General features: G+C 34.8%; 22 protein-coding genes. 9 read left to right on the top strand and 13 right to left on the bottom strand.

The genetic code is table 11. The features are described 5' to 3' along the window. The first annotated feature begins 98 nt into the window (after nt 1-98). Nucleotides 99-443: a DUF3969 family protein gene (locus tag MHH66_RS02505; protein WP_002125038.1), complete on the top strand. Its 345-nt coding sequence runs from the start codon at nt 99-101 to the stop codon at nt 441-443. Between the two features lie 162 nt (nt 444-605). Here MHH66_RS02505 and ytaF read toward each other — a convergent pair whose 3' ends face one another. Next, nucleotides 606-1217, bottom strand: a complete 612-nt coding sequence (ytaF, locus tag MHH66_RS02500; RefSeq protein WP_078185177.1) for a sporulation membrane protein YtaF — start codon at nt 1215-1217, stop codon at nt 606-608. 137 nt (nt 1218-1354) lie between these two features. Between ytaF and MHH66_RS02495 the strand changes: the two genes are divergently transcribed. After that, a complete protein-coding gene (locus MHH66_RS02495) occupies nt 1355-2008 on the top strand; it encodes a helix-turn-helix domain-containing protein (protein ID WP_002169221.1) in 654 nt (217 codons plus the stop codon). A 97-nt stretch (nt 2009-2105) separates the two neighbouring features. On the opposite strand, the gene MHH66_RS02490 is transcribed toward MHH66_RS02495, so the two are convergent. From MHH66_RS02490 to MHH66_RS02480, 3 genes are all read right to left on the bottom strand, one after another. After that, entirely contained in the window at nt 2106-3428 is a 1323-nt protein-coding gene (locus MHH66_RS02490) for an acetylornithine deacetylase (RefSeq protein WP_078185176.1), read from the bottom strand. A gap of 47 nt (nt 3429-3475) precedes the next feature. Then, nucleotides 3476-4897: an amino acid permease gene (locus tag MHH66_RS02485; RefSeq protein ID WP_061674659.1), complete on the bottom strand. Its 1422-nt coding sequence runs from the start codon at nt 4895-4897 to the stop codon at nt 3476-3478. A gap of 106 nt (nt 4898-5003) precedes the next feature. Next, a complete protein-coding gene (locus MHH66_RS02480; protein WP_002010281.1) occupies nt 5004-5258 on the bottom strand; it encodes a biotin/lipoyl-containing protein in 255 nt (84 codons plus the stop codon). Between the two features lie 301 nt (nt 5259-5559). On the opposite strand from MHH66_RS02480, the gene MHH66_RS02475 reads away from it, so the two are divergent. Together MHH66_RS02475 and MHH66_RS02470 are read left to right on the top strand one after the other, a co-directional pair. Further along, nucleotides 5560-6963, top strand: a complete 1404-nt coding sequence (locus MHH66_RS02475; RefSeq protein ID WP_061689201.1) for a sigma-54 interaction domain-containing protein — start codon at nt 5560-5562, stop codon at nt 6961-6963. Between the two features lie 81 nt (nt 6964-7044). Then, nucleotides 7045-7242, top strand: coding sequence for a hypothetical protein (locus MHH66_RS02470; RefSeq protein WP_002140273.1), 198 nt, complete (start codon nt 7045-7047; stop codon nt 7240-7242). Between the two features lie 52 nt (nt 7243-7294). Here MHH66_RS02470 and truA read toward each other — a convergent pair whose 3' ends face one another. The 6 genes from truA to MHH66_RS02440 form a co-directional block, all read right to left on the bottom strand. Beyond that, nucleotides 7295-8032, bottom strand: a complete 738-nt coding sequence (truA, locus tag MHH66_RS02465) for a tRNA pseudouridine(38-40) synthase TruA (protein ID WP_002125027.1) — start codon at nt 8030-8032, stop codon at nt 7295-7297. An 83-nt stretch (nt 8033-8115) separates the two neighbouring features. Further along, on the bottom strand, nt 8116-9495 hold the full coding sequence (rlmD, locus tag MHH66_RS02460) for a 23S rRNA (uracil(1939)-C(5))-methyltransferase RlmD (RefSeq protein WP_002029595.1): 1380 nt from the start codon (nt 9493-9495) through the stop codon (nt 8116-8118). A 10-nt stretch (nt 9496-9505) separates the two neighbouring features. After that, nucleotides 9506-10369 carry a DNA-3-methyladenine glycosylase family protein gene (locus MHH66_RS02455; RefSeq protein WP_078185175.1) on the bottom strand — a complete coding sequence of 288 codons (864 nt, stop codon included), beginning with the start codon at nt 10367-10369 and terminating at the stop codon, nt 9506-9508. A gap of 59 nt (nt 10370-10428) precedes the next feature. Next, nucleotides 10429-11211 (bottom strand): delta-lactam-biosynthetic de-N-acetylase, encoded by a 783-nt coding sequence (gene pdaA, locus MHH66_RS02450; protein WP_016093405.1) that lies wholly within the window; start codon nt 11209-11211, stop codon nt 10429-10431. A gap of 126 nt (nt 11212-11337) precedes the next feature. Then, entirely contained in the window at nt 11338-12861 is a 1524-nt protein-coding gene (gene fumA / locus MHH66_RS02445; RefSeq protein WP_088293327.1) for a class I fumarate hydratase, read from the bottom strand. A gap of 352 nt (nt 12862-13213) precedes the next feature. Beyond that, a complete protein-coding gene (locus MHH66_RS02440) occupies nt 13214-13396 on the bottom strand; it encodes an SE1561 family protein (RefSeq protein ID WP_002010264.1) in 183 nt (60 codons plus the stop codon). Nucleotides 13397-13609: 213 nt separating this feature from the next. On the opposite strand from MHH66_RS02440, the gene yfkAB reads away from it, so the two are divergent. Further along, nucleotides 13610-14737: a radical SAM/CxCxxxxC motif protein YfkAB gene (gene yfkAB / locus MHH66_RS02435; protein ID WP_002125019.1), complete on the top strand. Its 1128-nt coding sequence runs from the start codon at nt 13610-13612 to the stop codon at nt 14735-14737. 37 nt (nt 14738-14774) lie between these two features. Here the strand turns inward: yfkAB and MHH66_RS02430 are convergent, their stop codons facing one another. Continuing rightward, entirely contained in the window at nt 14775-15572 is a 798-nt protein-coding gene (locus MHH66_RS02430) for a YfkD famly protein (RefSeq protein ID WP_078185174.1), read from the bottom strand. 81 nt (nt 15573-15653) lie between these two features. Then, on the bottom strand, nt 15654-16709 hold the full coding sequence (cax, locus tag MHH66_RS02425; protein ID WP_078185173.1) for a calcium/proton exchanger: 1056 nt from the start codon (nt 16707-16709) through the stop codon (nt 15654-15656). 179 nt (nt 16710-16888) lie between these two features. On the opposite strand from cax, the gene MHH66_RS02420 reads away from it, so the two are divergent. From MHH66_RS02420 to MHH66_RS02410, 3 genes are all read left to right on the top strand, one after another. Beyond that, nucleotides 16889-17305 (top strand): pyridoxamine 5'-phosphate oxidase family protein, encoded by a 417-nt coding sequence (locus MHH66_RS02420; protein ID WP_002010256.1) that lies wholly within the window; start codon nt 16889-16891, stop codon nt 17303-17305. A gap of 155 nt (nt 17306-17460) precedes the next feature. Further along, nucleotides 17461-17607 (top strand): BH0509 family protein, encoded by a 147-nt coding sequence (locus MHH66_RS02415; protein WP_000817786.1) that lies wholly within the window; start codon nt 17461-17463, stop codon nt 17605-17607. Nucleotides 17608-17714: 107 nt separating this feature from the next. After that, entirely contained in the window at nt 17715-18143 is a 429-nt protein-coding gene (locus tag MHH66_RS02410; protein WP_002029573.1) for an EamA family transporter, read from the top strand. 14 nt (nt 18144-18157) lie between these two features. Here the strand turns inward: MHH66_RS02410 and MHH66_RS02405 are convergent, their stop codons facing one another. Then, nucleotides 18158-18751, bottom strand: coding sequence for a DedA family protein (locus MHH66_RS02405; RefSeq protein ID WP_078185172.1), 594 nt, complete (start codon nt 18749-18751; stop codon nt 18158-18160). Between the two features lie 476 nt (nt 18752-19227). Here MHH66_RS02405 and MHH66_RS02400 point away from each other — a divergent pair, with 476 nt between their 5' ends. Beyond that, the gene (locus MHH66_RS02400) at nt 19228-22011 is read left to right on the top strand and encodes a tetratricopeptide repeat protein (protein ID WP_078185171.1); all 2784 of its coding nucleotides are present in this window, start codon (nt 19228-19230) and stop codon (nt 22009-22011) included. Nucleotides 22012-22050 lie beyond the last annotated feature (39 nt).

Raw genomic sequence — 22050 nt, 5'->3', positions numbered from 1 at the left:
CCAAAAAACAGTAATAAAAGTTCTCTTTATTATGCATATTTGCTCCCCCCTCCTGAATAATATAGTACAACCTAGCGCTGTATGTGGAGGGGTAAAAGATGAAACTCATATTTCAAATGGAGAAACAACCTGTTCTCGAAAAAACAATTCTTCTTTTTATATTGAGTATTGTAGAAAGTTTGAAACTAAAAGTTGTTTCACTCGATGAATCTCACCGATACATATTCAATTTAGAAGTGCTTGAACTATTAATGGATCGGAACATCGATGATCAAGTATTAGAACTTATTCATTTCGGAATGGGACTTGAAGACATTTACCATGTACTTCCCGAAGAACTTGAGCATAGCATTGAAGAACTGAAATGGCTTTGTATTCAAGTTTTAAGTGAGTACAGTATGCATGATGAAGAATGTGCACAACTAATTGAAGATATACGCTAAAAAGCACCTATACAGGTGCTTTTACTTTTTTAAACCTTTTCACACCAAAGATTTGTATAATACTTACAATCTTTCATTACCGTGAAAAGATTTCACGTCGATATATGCAATTTTTTAGTGTATTTCCAAGGAAATACTCGAATACTGTTTTCCCTATCCTTCTTACAACAATTGATCAATTCCAATAAGAATTAATAACACACCTGCAATTATAGTTGCCCATTTCCCTAAGTATTCAGCTAAAAATCTTTTACCAACATACGTAAAACCACTAATACAAATAAAACTAAAAACTCCAGAAATACATGCCGTAAGCCAAAGATTTAAATTTGTTACTCCAGCATCAAATCCACCTGCAATATTGTTTATGGACAATGCAACTCCTAAAACAATTGCTTCAGAAAAACTAATTGTTTTAGAACCATCAAAATCTGCTTTTTCTGGATCACGTAAAACCCCCATAAGTACACTACTATTTTTAGATTCTACGGTATCTTTTTGAATCAAGAAAGGCTGACATAAAATAAACACCCCGATTATTCCTAAAACGATTGCTCCAATAATGTTTGCTGTGAACTCTGAAATAAATAATGCGATCCAATTCCCAAAAAATCCAGCTAGTAAAGTAAATAAAAATCCAAAAAATGCGATGATAAAATTGTTAAGCCACGAAATTCGAATTTTACGAATGCCATATGCAATCCCAACACCTGCATTATCTAAATTAGACGCAATCCCGATTAAAAAAATTGAAAATAAACCTGCCGTACTCATCGTACAGTCACCCCTTTTCTCACTTTTCGTTGCATATTATGAAAATGTTGAGCAACTGTGCCTGTCTGTTTCATATACTTGTAATAAATGCTCAACATTTTTTCAACGATAGACAATAGAAAAGGAGTGCCTACATTATGCCCAATGAAAATCCAAATGAGCGGCTCGGTAAATTAATAAAGAAACTGTTAAAGGAGCGCGCTCTATCTATGCGCCAACTAGGAACACTTACAAATATTGATCCTGCAACAATTTCAAGAATAATTAATGGCAAACAACAACCGAAGCAAAACCATTTACAAAAATTCGCAAACTGTCTACAAGTTCCACCGCAATTATTACTTGATGAAATGTACCCTAACTCTCCACACATAAATAAGGAAAAAGCAGATATGTACACATCTCTCGATACAATTCAACAAACATTACAATCCTCTAACCTATTCGACTTCGAATACACAACAACTCGTGTAAAACAAGAACTTGAAAATTACGAGCGCTATGCTCAAACTACTGAAGGCGAAAAGCGTATTCACGAGAGTTTCAAAAGTAAAATAGAACAAATTGATAGTGCTGGTCCTTTCATTGAGCAATTAACAAATATGTACCAACAATTTTGTACAGAAACCATTTCAACCGAAGAGCGTGCAATTATTGGGGGTGCCTTACTATATTTCATTTTATCAACAGACATTATCCCCGATTATCTTTTTCCAATCGGCTATTTAGATGATGCGATTGCCGTTGAATTAGCTAAAGAGAAATTAATTGAAATAAAACGAAAAACATAGAAAAATAAAGAACTATTTCAGTTGTTTATGTTCAACTCTGAAATAGTTCACTAAAAAAGCGTACAAGTACATACCTGTACAATTTCAATATACTAATCTATTTTTTTGTATGACACCATTCATATATGAACGCTGTTATTACTTTTGTAAATTCAATTAACTGCTCAACTTCAACTTTCTCATTTATTGAATGAGCTTCTTCTAATGTACCTGGTCCGTAAATAACAGCTGGAATGTTAAACTCACTAAACCATCCGCCATCAGTTACCGTTGCTGACATATCTAAAATTGCATTTTTAGATAAAATAGATTCATGTACTGAACTTAGCGTTTTGACAGCAAAATGTTCGCTATCTACTTCTAAAGAAGGAAAAATTTCGCCACGATCCACAATCATTGATTCTCCGCCCCACTTAAATTGTGGTGGGTTCTCTCTTAACCATGGATCTGCTGCTGCCACTTTTCCTAAATACTCTTCTATTTCTTCTATTATTTGTTCATGCGTTTCATTTGGATAAAAATGTACGGTTATCCACAATCGGCACTCATCCGCGATAAATGCCGCATGACGTCCTCCTTCAATAACAGCTGGATTAATTGTTGTTGTTCCAGATGGATAGCCTTCATATGTTTTCATGACTGCCCAATGACGCTCTAATTCTTGTAAGCTTTGGACAATCTTCATCATTTTCTCAATCGCACTCGCTCCAAATAGACGTCCTCCAGCATGGATCATTTGTCTACGTGTTGCATCATGAAACGTTTGCGGGCTTTTCACTGTAATCCATCCAGTAATTACGCCGCCCTGCCCTTGCATATGTAAATTACTTGTATCAACTACTACTGCAAAATCAGCATCATAACCACGCTTACAACATTGAAGTGTCCCTGCTTCTCCTACTTCTTCGCCAATTACCGATTGAAAAATTAAATCTCCAGGTAATTCAATCCCCACTTCTTCTAAAAGCTGAATAGCAAATAAGGCTCCAGCTAGTCCACCTTTCATATCTGCTGCGCCTCTCCCAACTAACCAACCATCTTTTATAAACGGCTCAAACGGCTTTGTTTCCCACGGTTCGTCCTTTGATACTTCTGCAACATCTATATGTCCATTAATAATGAGACTTTTATGTGACTCACTTGCTGTCCCCTTTTTCACTCCAACAACATTCGGATCATTTGGATATACATCCCACTTATCAATACTAAAATTTCGTTTTTTTAGAAACTCCGCAACAAATTCTTGCGCCTCATTTGTATTTCTTGCTGGTGGTGCTGGTGTTTCAAAATGAATTAAAGTTTTTGTAAGTTCTAGTAGCTCCTCTTTTCGTAAATCAATCTGTTCTAATAGCTGTGAAACTTCTTGATTCATTGCTAATTCCCCTTTGCATACGTAGTATGTTTCCAAATTTATTTTCACAAAGAAAGAGACTGTTTACAATCTTACAGTCTCCAAATTAATCACTATTATAAACTTTCTAATTCAGTTGTATTTGTCTTTTCATTATGTTCTACTTTACTTCTCTTATTTCTGGTAGCACGATAAAATAGTAAACAAACAATCATAAATGGAATACCACAATACAATGCCATTCTTTGTTCTGGAATAAAAGCCATAGCTACAATTACTGTTAAATTTAACACTAAAGCAAGAATTGGAACAAATGGATACAGTGGTGTTTTAAATTTCAAATCCTTAATATCTCCCCCTTGCTTCACGTATGTCCTTCTAGCTAATAGGTTAGATAAAGCAATAGATGCCCAAACTAATATCGCTCCAAACCCAGCAATAGAAAGAAGCCATAAATAAACTGTATCTTCCGCATAAATACCTGATAGTAATGAGAGACACCCTACAAACGTACTTACAATCAATGCATAAATAGGAACACCGTTTTTAGATAATTTACCAAAAATCGGGCTAATCATTCCTTGATTAGACATCGACCATAGCATACGAGAAGTTGCATATAATCCTGAATTCGCAACTGATAGTACCGCTGTAATAATAACGAAATTTATAATATCAGCCGCATAAGGAATACCAATTTTATCAAATACAACTACGAATGGACTTTCTATCACGCCTGCTTGCTGCCAAGGAAATAGTCCCGCAAGAATAAAAATGGATAGTACAAAGAAAACAAGTATGCGCCAAACTGTATTATTAATTGCCTTCGGGATCGTTTTCTCTGGATTTTCACTCTCACCAGCTGCAATACCAACTAGTTCTGTTCCTTGGAATGAAAAATTAACTGCAATCATCGTAATTAAAATTGCTGATAATCCATTTGGGAACAATCCACCATAATCAGTAAAGCTAGAAAACATCGGTGCTGGTTCATTTCCTTTCATATCTAGAAAACCAAACATTGCTGCCCCGCCTAAAATGATAAATGCAATAATTGTAATTACTTTAATACTTGCAAACCAGAATTCAACCTCCGCAAAACTTCTTGAAGATAACGCATTAATAACAAAGAGCAATACGGCAAACACTACGCACCAAATCCATGATGATACATCTGGAAACCAACGTTTCATTAATATACTAACTGCAATTAATTCAATGCCTATCGTAGCCGTCCAGTTTAGCCACGACATCCATCCCACTACATAACCCGCTGCAGGTGAAATATGTTTTGTAGCATATGTTTGATACGATCCTGCATCAGGCATCGCAACCGCTAACTCTCCAAGACAGAGCATCGTTAAATACATAACAAATCCACCGACAAGATACGCTACAATCGCTCCTCCAGGTCCAGCTTCATGAATTGTATAACTGGATCCTAAAAAAAGCCCAGTACCAATAACCCCTCCGAGTGCAATCATAAATATGTGCCGACTTTTCAATTCCCTTTTTAATCCTTGGTTTTGATCCATCATATAAATCCCCCCTTTTCACTTTACAAACCCATTTAATGTAAGCGTTTTTAAAATTCTTCATAGTAAAAATAATTATTTAAAAGAGCAAAAATACACACTACTTATATTAATCACTACCTGTTATTAAAAGGTCATCTCTCACTGTTATTAATAGTTTTTGATCAGCGATAGCTTGTCCTTCTACCACTTCTAATGATTCGATATAACCACTGATTCCCACTTTAATTTCCACCTGCTGCTTATCTATTGTTTCAATTAACGCTAATTTTTCCCACTCATATACGTAAGAACTTTCAGTAACAAATAATTTCTCTACTTTCCCGTAACAAGGACTATACACGCCTTCTATAACCGTCTTCACTTTATAAATTCCTCCCTCTTATTAATTGAAACTGAAACGTTGCATACACTATAAAGATTCATAATCCCCCTACTCTTTAAATTTAGAGATCTTAACTACTATTCATGCAAAATACGTACCAACCTCAATACCTATGTAAAATTAGGATTTCTTACGAAAAAAATCTGCATAACCGCAAAATTTTTCTATCATTTGAAAATTTTTAAGAGAAAATAGCAAAAAAATTTTGCGATTTTATAAGAATTTTAATAAAATTATAAAAAGTCAGTCTTCATAGGGTATAACGAGGAGAAGATAATACATGCATACAGAAGAAATCAATTTTAAAAAGATTATTGAAATGAATGTGCTATACGAAACTTTACTCAATGAACTAGATATTGGGATCCATATTATTAATGAGGAAAGTAAAACGATTATCTATAACCGTAAAATGATGGAAATTGAATCAATGGATCGCTTAGATGTGCTAGATAAAAACCCTTTAGAAGTATTTGCATTTGAAGAAAATAAAAATAGTACTCTTATAGAGGCTTTAAAACTTGGAAAAACAAACAAAAATATAAAACAAACGTATTTTAACAATAAAGGACAAGAGATTACGACGATTAACGATACTTTTCCTATAATAGAAAATGGAAAAATTAAAGGCGCTATTGAAATTTCAAAAGAGATTAGTCATTTAAAGCAAACAATGAAAACGAACCTTTCTCGAAAACAAAATACTAAGTTTACCTTTGATCACATAATTGGTGATTCTAGAGCTATTCAATCGGTCATTACAGAAGCAAAGAGAGTAATACGTACGCCATCCTCCATACTTATAATCGGGGAAACAGGGACCGGTAAAGAGCTATTTGCGCAAAGCATCCATAATGAAAGCCAGCGTTCAACAAAACCATTTATTTCGCAAAACTGTGCCGCTATACCAGAAACCTTAATGGAAAGTTTACTATTTGGTACAAATCGAGGTGCTTTTACAGGAGCAATAGATAAACCTGGTTTATTTGAAGAGGCAAATGGGGGAACTTTGTTATTAGATGAAATCAACTCATTAAGCCCAGCACTTCAAGCTAAATTGCTGCGGGCTATACAAGAAAAAACAATACGAAGAATCGGAGGCACACAAGAAAAAGAAATTGATGTTCGTATTATAGCAACTATTAATGAAGATCCTCTTGAAGCAATAGCACACAATCGATTAAGACAAGACTTATATTACCGATTAAGCGTTGTTACTTTATGTCTTCCACCTTTACGGGAACGAAAAGAAGATATTGCATATCTTGTTCAACACTTTATTGAAAAATACAATATCCAATTTGATCTTAGCGTAAAAGATGTAGATTTAAACGTAAATAACTTCTTCTATAAATACGATTGGCCTGGTAATGTGAGAGAACTAGAACATATAATTGAAGGCTCCATGAACTTAATAGAAGATGAAGATATCATTACAGCGTTCCATATGCCAACGCACTTTCGCGAACTAGCAAAAAAGGAACTGAATATGCAGACTCCGCTAACTAGTCACAATACTGATACGCCACAAACTTTAAAACGTATAATCGAAGAAATGGAAAAGAAATATATCCATCAAATTCTTAAAGAAAATAAAGGTAATATCTCACAAGCTGCAAAATTTTTAGGATTGAGTAGACAAAACTTACAATATCGAATTAAAAAATTGCACTTACACATATGAAATGAATCTTTCTCCAAGTGCAAAGAAACTGGTAAAATATGTTATAATAAACGTATAATATGCTAGAAAGGGGCAATGTATATGAGTAATGATAAGAAGTTGAAGTTATTACACTACTTAGGTCTTTTCCCTACCATTCTATGTATAATGCTATTCATTGATATGAGCAGCTTTCCTCATGCAAAGCTCTTAGGCACAATTAGCGGCTCCTTTGCAGCTATTATGCTTGCTGCTTTTTGGAATTTGAAGCTACGTATGAAGAAAGAGAAATCTTCTTAATTTCAGAGTGCAAAAAAATCGAGCCTTATCAGCTCGATTTTTTTACTTATTATTAAAATTCAACATTCTCCAAATACAATCCACTCGCCTCAGCAAGACAATTAATTTGATTACGTTGTTTTTCCTCTAAAATGTTTGGAATTGCGTCCGCCTCTAATTGCCCTAATCCAACTTCAATTAATGCTCCAACAATTTTCCGCACCATGTTATGAAGGAATCCGTTACCACTTACTCTAATTTGTACAAATCCTGATTCTTCGGAAACATCAAGTGTATACACTTCTCGAACCATAGATTTTTTCTTAGACTTTGCATTTGAAAAGGCAGTGAAGTCATGTGAACCAACTAAATGTTTCGCAGCTTCTTTCATGCTTTTCACATTTAATTGTTTATTCACATGCATGCTGTATTTACGCATAAATGGGTTCGTATGCTCTTCATTCCAAATTTTATAAAGATATGTTTTTGCTTTAGAATTATAACGAGCATGGAAACGATCTGGTACTTCTTCTACACTCGTAATACTAATATCATTTGGTAAATATTGATTTAAATACTTTTTTACTTTATGTTCTACTAACTTCTCATCACTTTGAAAGTTAGCTACTTGATTCAAAGCGTGTACACCAGCATCCGTTCTACTACAGCCGATAATTTCAATTTCTTTTCCGACCATTTCAGATATTATACTTTCGATTTTCCCCTGAATCGTATTGTCATTATTACCAAGACGTTGCCACCCTTTATAACGCGCACCATCATATTGAATCGTCAATTTATAATTGTTCATTATATTCTCCTTACTTCCATTCGCTAAATAAAATATACCCTCACATAGCTCCTGCTTTGTGAGGGACATATCCTTATTGAATGTTACTTTCTAACAAGTTTCACTACATTTTCTACATGCGCAGTATGCGGGAACATATCAACTGGTTGTACATACTCCACTTCATAGCTCTCCATTAATGTTTCCACATCACGTGCTAATGAGGACGGGTTACAAGACACGTAAACAACTTGTTTCGGTTTCACTTTTAAAATCGTTTCAAGTAATTTATCATCACAACCTGTACGCGGTGGGTCGACAACAATGACATCTGGACGCCAGCCTTCTTTTACCCACTTTGGTAACCATTGTTCCGCTTTACCAGCTTCATACTTTGCATTTGTGAATCCGTGGCGTTTTGCATTTTTCTTTGCATCTTCAATCGCTTCTGGAATTACATCCATACCACGTACTTCCGCTGCATCATTCGCAAGCCAAAGTCCAATCGTACCGACACCACAATACGCATCCACAATCTTCTCGTTTCCTGTTAAAGCAGCTGCTTTTTTCGCTTCATCGTATAAAACAACTGTTTGTTCTGGATTTAATTGGAAGAATGCGCGTGCTGATAATTCAAATGATAAATCACCTAGTGTTTCTTGAATTACTTCTTTTCCAGCTAATTTAAATGTTTTATCACCGAAAATAACAGATGTTTTACGCCAGTTTACGTTTTGCATAATTGATTTAACACTTGGCATTTGTTTTTGCACTTCTGCGATAAATTGATCTTTATTTGGTAATTCTTCTTTTGTTGTAATAAGTGTGACTTGCACTTCCCCTGTTTGAACTGCAGTACGTGTCACAATTGTGCGTACTAAACCTTTTTGTTTTTTCTCATTGTAAATAGAAACATTTAATTTTTCTAATATACGTCTTACAACTTTTGTCGCTTCATTCGTTGCTTTATGCTGAATCATGCAATGAGAAATATCAATTAACTGATGTGAGTTTTGCTTATATAACCCTGTAATAACCTTTTCGTCTTTACGCCCCACTTGCAATTGACTTTTATTACGATAATGCCATGGATTTTCCATACCAAGCGTCGGACGAATTTTCTCTTCCAGACTGTTATTCATGTACTTCTCAAATGCTTGTACAACGATATCACGCTTTTGATTTAATTGTTCTTTATAATCTAAATGCTGCAATTGACAGCCACCACACTCCTCATATACTGAACATGGTGCTTTCACACGATGTGGTGAGGATTTACGAACTTTTTTCACTTTCGCTTCAGCGAAGCCACGCTGAATTTTCGTTGCTTCAGCAACAACTTCTTCTCCTGGTAATGCCCCTGGAATAAAAACAACTTGTCTCTTAAAATAACCAACGCCTTCTCCGTTAATCCCAAGACGTTTAATTGTCACAGGAAACGTTTGACCAACTTCCAACTTACTCTCTTGTTGCTTTTGTATCATTATTACACCTCTACTCTATACTTTTCCATAAATATAACGCTGCATAACTGCAATATGGTTCACACTCTTGTTTCACTTTTTCTAAAAATGCATCATCAGGCTTATTATCTAATTGAAATACACCTTGCACTGCGCGCTGAATTCCAATGTCTGCTTTTGGAAACATATTTTTCCGACCAAGCCCAAACATTAAAAAGTTTTGCACTGTCCATGCTCCAATACCCCTTATTGGTAACAATTGTGCCGATACTTCTTCTTCTGTTTCGTTTTCTATCCTTGCTAAATCTAATTTACCGCCTACAATATGTTTTGCTAATCCTACTATATATTCGGCTTTTCGCTGACTAAACTTCTGCTCTCTCAATTCTTCTATTGAAATGTTTGCTACTCTTTCTGGTGTTGGGAAAAAGAAAACGCCGTTCTTCTCTGTCCCATATCGTTTTACAAATTGATCTGTTAGCACAGTAGCAAATTTCAAATTTATTTGTTGATGAATAATACAGCGAAGAAGACAAGCGAAATAATCGAATTCTAAAATAATTGGAGTATAAGCATATGTTTCAAATAGTGGACGTAATGATGTGTTTAAAAAATGATTTTGTATATTTTGAAACGGTTCATTCCAGTGAAAAATGGATCTCATTCGTTTCATTACTTTCTCTTGATCTCCTGCCTGACTAGAGATCCAAAACTGTGGATTTTGAACAGTACCAATCCCTTGCAAACGAACAACAATCTGTTCTTCGTCTATAAAAACCGGGACATAAATTACTTTCTCGTCTAATTGAATAACGTTTAACGGGTCGAAAGATAAACGCTTTAGTACTTCCTCAAAATGGTACGGATATTCTAACGTAACATGTTCGCTCCACATACGTTTCCCCATCCTTTTTACACATCATTATAGCATGAGAAAACCGCAAGCATACATGCTTACGGTTGATTGCTTTTTACTAAATCATCTAGGCTTTTAAAATGATACCCTTTCTCGCGCAAATCATCAATGATTTTCGCAAGTGCTTCTGCATTATCTTTTGATATTGCATGAAGTAACAAAACAGATCCTGGATGAATCATAGTCATTACATTATTATGAGCGTATTGCCATCCTCTTTGCTGATCTACTTTCCAATCAAGAAATGCAAGCGACCAAAACACGTTATAATATCCCATTTCTTTCGTAAGCGCTAGCGTTCTTTCACTAAACACGCCTCGCGGAGGGCGTACATATTTCACTTCTTTTTGCCCAGTAACTTTTTTAATCTCTTCCGTTACGCTCGTTAATTCTTCACGAAGTTTTGCATCATTTACTGTTGTAAAATCTGGATGACTCCAAGAATGATTACCAATAATATGTCCTTCATTTTTCATTCTTAATAATAAATCTTTTTGTGTTTTTATATAATGTCCCGTCACAAAGAAAGTTGCTGGTACTTTTTTCTCCTTCAGTACATCTAAAATCTTTCCTGTATATCCATTTTCGTATCCATTATCAAATGTTAAATAAATATCTTTTTTCTTCGTATCTCCTAAATAAAACCCACCATTTTTTTGTAGTAATTCTGTATATAGTTTCCCTGCATCTGGCACCGTTTCATTTTTAGGACGTGGGATTCCCCAGTTATGTGGTGTATTCGTATAAGCAAATGTTGAAACTGGAACAAGTGCCATCATAATTGAAAAAATGAGACCTATATATAACCATTTATATTTCATAAATAGTCTCCTTTCCATATATAATCGTACCTGTAGTTTCTGTTTCCCTGCTTTCTTTCATGCTGAACATGTTTTTCTATATATACCAAAAAAATGCACCTCGAATAATTCGAGATGCACTTCTCTTTACTTAAATACAGGTTCTTTAAAGCTTGCCAATTTTTCAAGTGATGTTTTATCAACATCAGCATGTAGACTTTTACCATGAGAATCCATCGTTACAACTGCTTTAAAACCATCGATACGTAAATGCCACATTGCCTCTGGGATACCGAATTGTAAGAAATCAACATCTTTCACTTCTTTAATACATTCAGCATAATATTGCGCTGCACCACCAATTGCATTTAAGTACACACCACCGTGTTCTTCTAAAGCTGCTAATGTTTTAGCACCCATACCACCTTTACCAATTACAGCACGAATACCGAACTTTTTCATAATATCACCTTGATATGGCTCTTCACGAATACTTGTCGTTGGACCTGCCGCTTTAATTTGCCAATTATCATTTTCATCTTTCACTACAACTGGACCACAATGATAAATAATTTGTCCCTTTAAATCTACTGGACAATCGTTATCCATTAAATGTTTATGAATCGCATCACGTCCTGTATACATCATGCCGTTAATTGTAACAACATCACCAACACGAAGTTCACGAATTTGCTCTTCTGTAATTGGAGCTTGTAATACGATTTCACGCTGCTCTGTTTGTTCTTGCGCAGCATCTTGCTGAAGTGTATCTTCACCTTCCTGGTACAACCAATCCATAATTTCACCTGTTTCAGGATGAATTGTTACACCAAGACGACGATATGCCCAACAATTATACGCAACAGATACGTAGAAGCTCGCTGGCAAACGATTATATACTCCAATTTTGCAACCTAATAAAGTTGTTTCTCCGCCAAATCCCATCGTACCAATGCCAAGCTTATTCGCATTCTCTAATACATACTCTTCAAGCTTGTGTAATTCTGGAACTGGATTTACATCATCTAATGTACGGAATAATTGATTTTTTGCTAATTCGTAACCTGATGTGCGGTCTCCCCCGATACCGACGCCGATTACTCCTGCGCTACACCCTTGACCTTGCGCTTGATATACTGCATGAAGAAGGCATTTACGAATTCCTTCTAAATCACGCCCAGCTCGTCCAAGTCCTTCTATTTCACAAGGCAGGCTATATTGAATATTTTTATTCTCACAACCGCCGCCCTTTAAAATTAAACGTGCATCAATGTAATCTTTTTCCCATTGTTCAAACTTAATAACAGGTGTACCTGGTCCTAAATTGTTTCCGCTATTGTCTCCAAAAAGAGAATCAACAGAGTTTGGACGAAGTTTACCATCTTTTGTCGCCCGCTCAAGCGCACTATAGATAGCTTCCTTCAGTTTTAATTGATTCACACCAACTGGTGTATAAATTTTAAACGTTGGCATCCCTGTATCTTGGCAAATTGGCGAGATATTATCATCTGCCATTTTAATGTTATTCGTAATTGTGCCAAGTGCCATCGCCGAACGAGTTCCTGCATTTTCTCGTTCTTTCGCTTGTTGAATTGCGCGACGAACATCTTTCGGTAAGTTCGTTGACGTTTCAACAATTAGTTGATACATGCTTTCTTGAAGCTTTTCCATTGTTACTTCCCCCTCAATTGTGAACGCTACCAAAACGTTATGAAATGAAAATTCCATTGTTATACTCTTCAGCTGTTTATTTATCCCGCATTAACGGGCAGTAAGACTCCCACCTCAAAATTCAGGTGGAGCAAAGAAGTTAGGTGGGAGATCAACTGCCCGTAAACGCCCGATTGGTTCAACTAATACTCAGTGGGGAATGACCCCCACTGAGTAAAGTTTCACTTTATTTCACGCCATTAAAGGTTAGATGAAATTTTTCACAACTTGATTATACCTTTTTTTCTATATTCCTTCTATTATCCGTACAGAAAAAGGCTGCCAATTTTGTAGTGGCAGCCTTTTTAATATATTATTCGTCTTTTTTAAATTGCTCACATTTCAGTTCTAATTCATCTAACATTGCAAGAAGACGATCTACATCTTCTAATTCTACCTCTTCTGGTTCAATCGTATCAATTACTTCAATGAACATATTTAAACGTTCTTTCAAATATACTAGTTGTGAATCTTTACCTTGAATTGCTTTTCCCATGAAGGCACTCTCCTTTTAATTCGAGTTGCTTTTATTATACCGCAAAAATGATTGCTATGGGCATGTAATTTCATCAATTTCGTCACAGTAATTCATTATAATGTAAGCCCTCTCTCTTTTTTCACAAAAAAGTTTCACTTTATAAAAAGCTCATATTCTTCTATTATAGAGAATGGACAAATTGTTATTTCAATAGTCAAAGGAGTATTTCATATGACGATATCACAAATAATGAAGCCGATTACTCCTTCTTACGATCCATGGGAAGCGTATATGGACCTTGAAGAGTACGGCAAACTACTATTAACAAACGTTGAGTTTACAACGACGACGTTATGCAATATGCGTTGCGAGCATTGCGCTGTTGGTTACACATTACAGCCGAAAGATCCAAACCCGCTTCCGATGGAGCTTTTATTAAAACGATTAGATGAGATTCCTCATTTACGTTCTTTAAGTATTACAGGCGGAGAACCTATGCTTTCAAAAAAATCCGTCGACAACTATGTAACACCACTCTTAAAATACGCCCATGAACGAGGCGTTCGCACTCAAATTAACTCAAACTTAACTATAGATTTAGCACGTTACGAACAAATTATTCCCTACTTAGATGTATTGCACATTTCACATAACTGGGGAACAATCGATGACTTCGTTGAAGGCGGATTTGCAATGATGGAGCGTAAGCCTACTTATGAACAGCGCGCTAAATTATTTGAAAGAATGATTACAAATAGTAAAGCTCTATCAGAGGCAGGTGTACTCGTATCAGCCGAAACTATGTTAAACAAACGAACTCTACCACATATTGAACATATTCACCGTCAAATCGTTGAAGAAATGGGCTGTAAACGTCATGAAGTTCACCCGATGTATCCGAGTGACTTCGCTAGCACACTTGAAATTTTAACAAAAGAAGAAATTCGAAATGCAGTTGAACATTTATTAGAGATCCGTGATGAAAATGTGTGGATGTTATTCGGAACATTACCTTTCTATGCATGTAGTGATAATGAACACGATTTAGCTACACTAAAGAAATTACATGAAAGTAAAAATGTAACTGTCCGCAATGATCCAGATGGTCGTTCTCGTTTGAACGTAAATATTTTCGATGGAAATATTATCGTGACCGACTTCGGTGATGTCCCGCTTCTAGGTAATGTACAAACAAATACACTACAAGAAGCTTACGACAAATGGTGTGACTCAAAAACAGCAAAATCATTAAGTTGCCATTGTCCTGCCGTGAAATGCCTTGGACCAAATGTTCTTGTAAAAAATAGCTACTATCCAAAAGAAGATTTCTTATCAAAAACATCAAACATTATGTTATAAATAAAAAACGTCAGCTTATAGGCTGACGTTTTTTATTTCATTGTGCATGCGATGAAGAAACAAATTTGAAAAATAAATGATCATGAATTGGAATAGCGGCTCCGATTCCTTGAGATGTAATATTTTTCACGACAAGCCTTTTTTGATTCCCTTTTAACACAAGGTAGACTTCTCCAAATGTTACTTTTCCTTTTTCATTTACTGCTGGTGTATACGCATATAAATATCCAAGTTGACTTGGACTAATATTATAAACACGCTCATGTCCAGTACCATAACCAATGGTTGTTTTAAATGAAAGTGGCAATTGTACTTTTTCAAGCGCTTTTAGAAGCATCATTTTTTTCACATCTGTAGTATCTTTCATATCTGCTGTTAAATCACCTTCGATTGTCTTTTGGGTTTCTTGCTTATAGCGAAGTGGGTATAAGCGATCCCCTCCGCGATTATCATATACATTTCGATTTACTTGCTTATATTCCCAATTAATCGATGTGTCTATTGACTCATAATTTAATGCCCATTGCCCTAAATAAATTTTCGCTCGGTACCCTACTGCAAGCGGTGCATTCGAAATTGTCGTTTCATTAAACATTCGAATTAAATCTGGGTTTTCAATTTTGATATTTGCTGTTTTCAATAGTTCTTGCGCAAACTTACTTGGCTGTAAACGCGGTAAATCTTGTGCATCATTTGGAAATGTATTATCCTTTGAAATATTTAAAACAGATGAAGGCATTTTTACTTCTACCGTTGTCTTTGCAAAACTACTGTTAGGAAATAATAAAATAAACGAGACCATGGTTGAAAGACATATGCTGTATATTCGTTTCACCTGTCTGGCTCCTTCCTATGTAAAGGTATATAAATTACTGTATTTAGTGTTTTCCCTCTGAAGCATTGTTATCCCTATTTTTCATAATAAATAAAAACCAATTCCCATAATGATATACGCAGCTAATAAAGTGCCTCCTTCAAACCAGTTTGTATCCCCATCATTTGAAATAGCAATAGTTAAGAAAACAGCTGTAATCATAGAAACAAGTTCTGGTATTGTAAATACTAACGGCATCTTTTGTGCAAAAAACATCGAAAGAAGTACTAACACAGGAGCAACAAACATGGCGATTTGTAATGTAGAACCTACTGCAATTTCTACTGCGATATTTACTTTATTTTTATATGCCATAATAATCGCAGATGCATGTTCTGCTGCATTACCAACAATTGCAACGATAATAACCCCTATAAATAACTCTGACCAGCCAAACGACTTTGCGACCGTTTCAAAAGTATGTACGAGTGCCTCTGACACATAAGCAACTGCAAGTGTTGCTATCGCTAAAACGAGTAGCGCTTTACCTTTGGACCACTCAGGCTCTTCCTCATGCGCTACTTCATCACTTTTATGTTGATATACACCACGGTGCGTAACTAACTTAAATAGCAATGCAGCAAGATACATAATGATCATGATAATAGAAACACCAATACTTAATTGATACGTCTTTCCAGCATCCATCTTCATTGAAAAAATCTCTGGAATAACAAAGGCTACGACAACAGCAAATATTAATAAAGCTGAATTATGTCTTGCATCATAAACATTGAAACTTTGTCTTTTATACTTAAGGCCACCTATAAAGAAGGATAACCCTCCTACCAGTAATAAGTTTCCAAGTACAGAACCAGTTAAGGAAGCTAAAACAACTTCTGTTAATCCTGCCTGGAGTGCAAAAATTGAAATGATAAGTTCCACGGCATTACCGAAAGTTGCATTTAATAAACCACCTATCCGAGGCCCAGAAACAATTGCTAAACTTTCTGTCGCCCTCCCCATAAAACCAGCTAATGCAATAATAGTAATGCAGTATACAGCAAACATAATAGTTTGTGGCCAATGAAGTGTTTTTCCGATCACAGAAAGTGGTACACCTATAAGCGCTACTATAAGAAATATTTTATTAAACATGCTTTTCATCCTTCCATCGTATGTATTTCTCCTCGATATTATTATTATTCATCTCCTAACTTGTCCGATTTCATCACAATTACGTTTAAAAAATCGGATTGAAGAAAACAGTATGAAAGATATTTAAATTATCTTGTCCAGACAGAAAAAATTATGAATTATGAAAAGAGGCTAAAAATATGCACTTAAAAGAAAAAATCGCAACTATTATTCAAGGTCAACGCACTGGTGTATTATCTACTGTACGTAACGATAAGCCACATAGCGCCTTTATGATGTTTTTCCACGAAGATTTTGTACTATATGTTGCAACAGATCGAAATTCAAAAAAGATAACAGATATTGAAAAAAATTCCAATGTACATGTACTACTTGGACGTGAAGGAAAGAAATTAGATGAGGATTACATTGAAGTTGAAGGTATAGCTTCCATCGAAGAAGATCAAACATTAAAAAACAAATTTTGGACTAATAGCTTAAAACGCTGGTTACTCGGTGCGGAAGACCCTAATTACGTACTAATAAAAATCAATCCCGATACAATTTATTACATCGATGGTGCTGGTACGACCGAGCCCGAGTTTTTACGACTATAAAATAAAAACAAGCCCCCTTAGGTGGGCTTGTTTTGTCGAAAGGTTCTTCTGAAAAAAACAATAAAATAGGTGGAACTTTCTAAAGATTCTGTTATATAATAGCAGTAACTTAAATAAACTGTATTAAAACAGATTGAGGGGAGAAATTAAAATTGATGAAAAGAGAAGAACGAAAAAACATGATTGAGTTTATTGAAAAGAAAAAAGGGATTGAACGTGACGAATTATTATTTATGACAGACGATGAAGTAGAGCATATTTATAATGTAACGTACTTTTTATATGAAGAAATAGCAGAGTAGTATAATAAACCCCCACCTTATTAAAAATATAGGGCGGGGGTTTATTTCGTTTTTATACATGAGAATGATTTTCATGTATAATAATGTAAGATTGGAGGAGTTTCACTATGAGTTCATGGCTATTATTCGCACTATTATCAGCAATTGCTGCTGCCCTCGTATCTATTTTCGGAAAGATTGGCTTAGATGGAATCGATGCCAACGTCGCAACAACGGTTCGCTCTATTATTATGGCATTATTTATGGTAGGAGTTATTATTATACAAGGTAAATTTCAAAATATCGGTGATGTCCTCCTAAATAAAAAAGCACTGCTATTTATCACATTAAGTGGAATCGCTGGTGCTTCGTCATGGCTATTTTATTTTCTTGCATTAAAAACAGGAAAAGTTTCACAAGTAGCACCTATCGATAAATTAAGTGTAGTATTTTCCATTATTCTCGCGATGATTATATTAGGTGAAAAGTTAAACTTTATGACCGGTATTGGTGTAGTCTTTATTACAGCTGGTGTATTATTTATTGCTTTCAGCTAAAAAAACCGCTATTATTAGCGGTTTTTTCTTTTCCTTATGTAAATCCACACAATCAATATTACAATTGCCGAAACTAATAAAATCCATATTCCATAATGATGTAAACTATATTCAACAAAGCGCCACTTCTCTCCCAGTTTCCAACCTAAGCCAATAAAAACACTTATCCAAATTAGTGCACCACCGTAAGCATACAAACAAAATCGCCACAATGTTAAATTTGAAACTCCAGCAAAATATGCTGTTAAATGACGTACTCCCGGTATAAAGTAGCCAATCATTAAAAGAAATGGACCGTATTTTTCAAATAAAATATGTTTTTTTTCAATATGATGTTCCTTAATTCTAACTTTCGGACCATATTTTTTTAAAACAGGGAGCCCAAGTTTTAAACCTAATATGTAACTTAATGTAATGCCAAGCATTGCACCTGCCATTCCACTTAAAAAAGCAGCTGTTCCTGACATAACTCCTTTTGAAATGTTATATCCAATAAAAGTCAATAAAAACTCATCCGGTATAGGTAATCCAACAATCCCGCCAGCTAAAGCTATAATAATTCCAAAATATCCATAATGTGCGATTAACTCGCCAATATGTTGTTCCATTCGGAAGACACATCCTATACACGATCGTTATCCCATATTGTGCCCATTCTATCTTTAAGACAAACATGGTATACATATTCACTATACATTGTTTTTATAATGAACTCTACTTCTATTCCATTCCTTAAATAGAGATTTAATCGGTGGTTTTTTATCCATCCCCACTGATTATTAGCCTGAACCAATCGGGATTTTACGGGCAGCAGGTCTCCCACTTAACTTCCTTGCATTCGCTCAATTTTGGAGTAGGAGTCTTACTGCCTATAAATAGCGAGATAAAAAAATAAAAATTCATAGGCTTATTTTTTTGTTACAATAAAGGGAAGTTACTTTTTGCAACGGTTTAACTCTCAAGAAAAATGATATATCTAGCAAAAACATAGTTTGGTCTATATAATGCAACTTCTACCTATTAGAGTAACATGCACCCTTTTACATACAACATCATTTTTCTAAATTATACAGGGGGAACGAACATGACCATTGAAAAACAATTTATCCAAAAGATTTACTATAAAACATTTTTAACAGAAGACTCTTCCATTCCGGTAGCGGAAGTACTCGGTGAAGCATATATAAATGAATCAAAAAATGAATTCTCCAATATATCTAATATTCGCTTTGCACAAGGTGAAGTTTATTTTCAAACTAACGACTTTGAAGCCGCTATATTCAAATGGGAGAAAGTAAATAATGAACTTGCTCTCTGGGCTATGAAGAATATTGCAGATGCTTATTTCGAATTAGATTTCTTGCCAAAAGCAGAAGAAATTTATACATCTATCCAAACAGAAGATACAACTCTTACAATGGAAGTTTCCCTACAACTTCTTTCCCTTTATATAGAGCAAAATCGTTTAGGACTAGCATTTAAGACGATTAGCGAGGCTGTTGCATTTCAACCAGACTATCCAAATATTACTGCAATCGCTCGATCGTTCTATGAAAAACAAGAAGATTGGAATAATGCTATTGAACTCGCTGTTCAAGAAGGAATTCGAACAAAATCATTACACTGGTTCGATACTTTAATCAATTATGTGAACAGAGGCTTTACTAAAAAAATTAAACCTGAGTATTTCTATGAATCTTTAAAAGCCTTATATACAATTGATCAAGTTCAATTTAAAGAGCTTGTTATCTCACTTTGGAACAGCTATGAAAATGAATCATTCCATCTCCCTTGGATTCAAACAATAAATCACCTATTCTTACATGTTGAAGTAGATGCTCATGACGATTGGAATGAAATTTCTACTCGCTATCAAGAGACGTACTTCGAATTGATTACTGGACAAAATTTCATGCACGAATTACAAGGACTTGTACCAGATTTATTAACAAATTGGTTTAGTTTAATGAGAGCGGAAGATTCTTTACTTGTCTCCGCAGCAGTATTAGCATGGAATGAAGTTTCACCGACAACTCTAGAATCATTACTCGTAAAAAGCGCATTTGCCTTACTTTCAAATGCATCAGCTCATGCAAATGTTGATATGGCAGACGTATCAGCATTATTTGAAACGATTGCTGTATGGGCTGAGAAGAATGATGTAGATTTAGGTCATCAATTCACACTACTTGTTCGTGAGTTATACGATTTAACTGTTACACAACTTCTAGTAGCAGGAGCTAGCGATTATGATAAATCAGCCTTTATTAACTCTATACTAGGAGAAAATATATTAAATGAGGCTATAACAACTTCAATTACATTTAAAGATGATAGTCAAACTGAAATAACTGAGCTTACAGAACTAGATATACGAAATATACCAAACTTTGACGAACTTCATAACATACTAGCGGTACCTTCTCAGTCAAAACTAGAAAGAAAATGTATTGAAGTTAAATTACCAAGTAGATTTTTACGAAAAAATAAGTTTTCATTCCTTGTCACACCTACTGTGCATGGACAACTTGACAAAAACAGCTCTCACTTTGAATACTTACAGGCAGCAGATAGTCTCATCTATGTCCTAAATTCAGCTTCACCATTACATGATGAAGAGCTCGATACATTATTATATATTCGTGAGCAAGTACCAAATTTACAAATTAAATTCGTCTTACAAACAATTGATACGAATACTAGTGAAAATATCACGAACAGCATTAAAAAGAAAATACTCGTACATTTCCCAGAAGCACACTTTTTCCCTTACTCTCCTTCACAAGAGAGTAGTGAACAGCTAGGTAATGTAACAGACTCTATTCTTTCTAACCTTACTCAGCGTAACGTGGAAAAAGAACGCATTGAAAAATTATTATGGTTTATCCAAAAAACAATTGCATACCTTGTAAATGAACGTGTGGAATTAGAAAATACGTTAGTGAAATCCGTTCGCTGGAATAAACATATTTTAGTAAAACTTGATGGTTTTATTAATAATCTTACTGCCATTCAAAAAGATAAAATTCGTTCTATTACAGAATCTTATCTCTTAACAAAAGAAGAGATTACGCAGGATATACATTCTCAAATCCCTGAATTGTTGCAGAGTTGCTCTGACCTCGTTCAAGAAGATAGTGATTTCAAACTGGTCCATGAAGAACTAAATGTAGCAATGAATGAAAGAATTCAAAAACATGTACAGCAAGTGCTTCTTCCTAAGTTTACTGGGTCTATTCAAGAATGGATTGAAACTGCTCATAATGAATTCATTCAAGCTCAGGCTTATTTAGATGAAATGAGCGATACCTTTAATAAGCTCTATGAGGAAGAGCGTATTAAACTTCCTTGTGATTTCAAATTACTAGATGACTGGGATAGAGATGTTGCAAGAATGACGAATAGAATTACAGTAGCTAACATCAATATTTTATTACGCTTTACACCGACACAATTTTTCTTAAAGAGTGCAGGGAAATTATTCGGTAATATGCAAAAAAATCAATCTATGCTATCAAATAAATATAAACAATATATTGAAACAGAAGATTATACAGAAGTTGCTCAGATGATTTCAAAACAATTCTTCCTTCAATTTGAAGTATTTGAAGGTGCGCTAGAACGGGATATCATGATGTTCTTTAAAGACCCTCTTAGCATATTGAAACAAACCGTAGAAGCGGCCCAACTTGAAATACAAGAAGATGAGCAAACATTAACAAAGCTAAGAACGAACCCAGAAACTTATCATGATCCTTTAACACTCTTTAAATTGCAATTGTTACAACGAAAATTCATGTTAAATATCGACCAAAATAATGAACATATTGCTTCACAAGAAACAATAAATAAAACACCAACTGTTTAAATAAGAAAAACCAAGCAACTAATTCGCTTGGTTTTTCTT

The sequence above is a fragment of the Bacillus sp. FSL H8-0492 genome (assembly GCF_038006145.1).
Lineage (GTDB): Bacteria > Bacillota > Bacilli > Bacillales > Bacillaceae_G > Bacillus_A > Bacillus_A mycoides.
Note: the sequence above shows the minus strand (reverse complement) of the source record. Positions and strands in the feature narration are given on the sequence as shown.

Coding starts and splice junctions, on each gene's coding strand:
- cax (WP_078185173.1), bottom strand. CDS start 16,709: ATGTTTAATAAAATATTTCTTATAGTAGCGCTTATAGGTGTACCACTT.
- MHH66_RS02420 (WP_002010256.1), top strand. CDS start 16,889: ATGCACTTAAAAGAAAAAATCGCAACTATTATTCAAGGTCAACGCACT.
- MHH66_RS02485 (WP_061674659.1), bottom strand. CDS start 4,897: ATGATGGATCAAAACCAAGGATTAAAAAGGGAATTGAAAAGTCGGCAC.
- yfkAB (WP_002125019.1), top strand. CDS start 13,610: ATGACGATATCACAAATAATGAAGCCGATTACTCCTTCTTACGATCCA.
- MHH66_RS02405 (WP_078185172.1), bottom strand. CDS start 18,751: ATGGAACAACATATTGGCGAGTTAATCGCACATTATGGATATTTTGGA.
- ytaF (WP_078185177.1), bottom strand. CDS start 1,217: ATGAGTACGGCAGGTTTATTTTCAATTTTTTTAATCGGGATTGCGTCT.
- MHH66_RS02455 (WP_078185175.1), bottom strand. CDS start 10,369: ATGTGGAGCGAACATGTTACGTTAGAATATCCGTACCATTTTGAGGAA.
- MHH66_RS02415 (WP_000817786.1), top strand. CDS start 17,461: ATGAAAAGAGAAGAACGAAAAAACATGATTGAGTTTATTGAAAAGAAA.
- pdaA (WP_016093405.1), bottom strand. CDS start 11,211: ATGAAATATAAATGGTTATATATAGGTCTCATTTTTTCAATTATGATG.
- rlmD (WP_002029595.1), bottom strand. CDS start 9,495: ATGATACAAAAGCAACAAGAGAGTAAGTTGGAAGTTGGTCAAACGTTT.
- fumA (WP_088293327.1), bottom strand. CDS start 12,861: ATGGAAAAGCTTCAAGAAAGCATGTATCAACTAATTGTTGAAACGTCA.
- MHH66_RS02505 (WP_002125038.1), top strand. CDS start 99: ATGAAACTCATATTTCAAATGGAGAAACAACCTGTTCTCGAAAAAACA.
- MHH66_RS02475 (WP_061689201.1), top strand. CDS start 5,560: ATGCATACAGAAGAAATCAATTTTAAAAAGATTATTGAAATGAATGTG.
- MHH66_RS02470 (WP_002140273.1), top strand. CDS start 7,045: ATGAGTAATGATAAGAAGTTGAAGTTATTACACTACTTAGGTCTTTTC.
- MHH66_RS02440 (WP_002010264.1), bottom strand. CDS start 13,396: ATGGGAAAAGCAATTCAAGGTAAAGATTCACAACTAGTATATTTGAAA.
- MHH66_RS02495 (WP_002169221.1), top strand. CDS start 1,355: ATGCCCAATGAAAATCCAAATGAGCGGCTCGGTAAATTAATAAAGAAA.
- MHH66_RS02410 (WP_002029573.1), top strand. CDS start 17,715: ATGAGTTCATGGCTATTATTCGCACTATTATCAGCAATTGCTGCTGCC.
- MHH66_RS02400 (WP_078185171.1), top strand. CDS start 19,228: ATGACCATTGAAAAACAATTTATCCAAAAGATTTACTATAAAACATTT.
- truA (WP_002125027.1), bottom strand. CDS start 8,032: ATGAACAATTATAAATTGACGATTCAATATGATGGTGCGCGTTATAAA.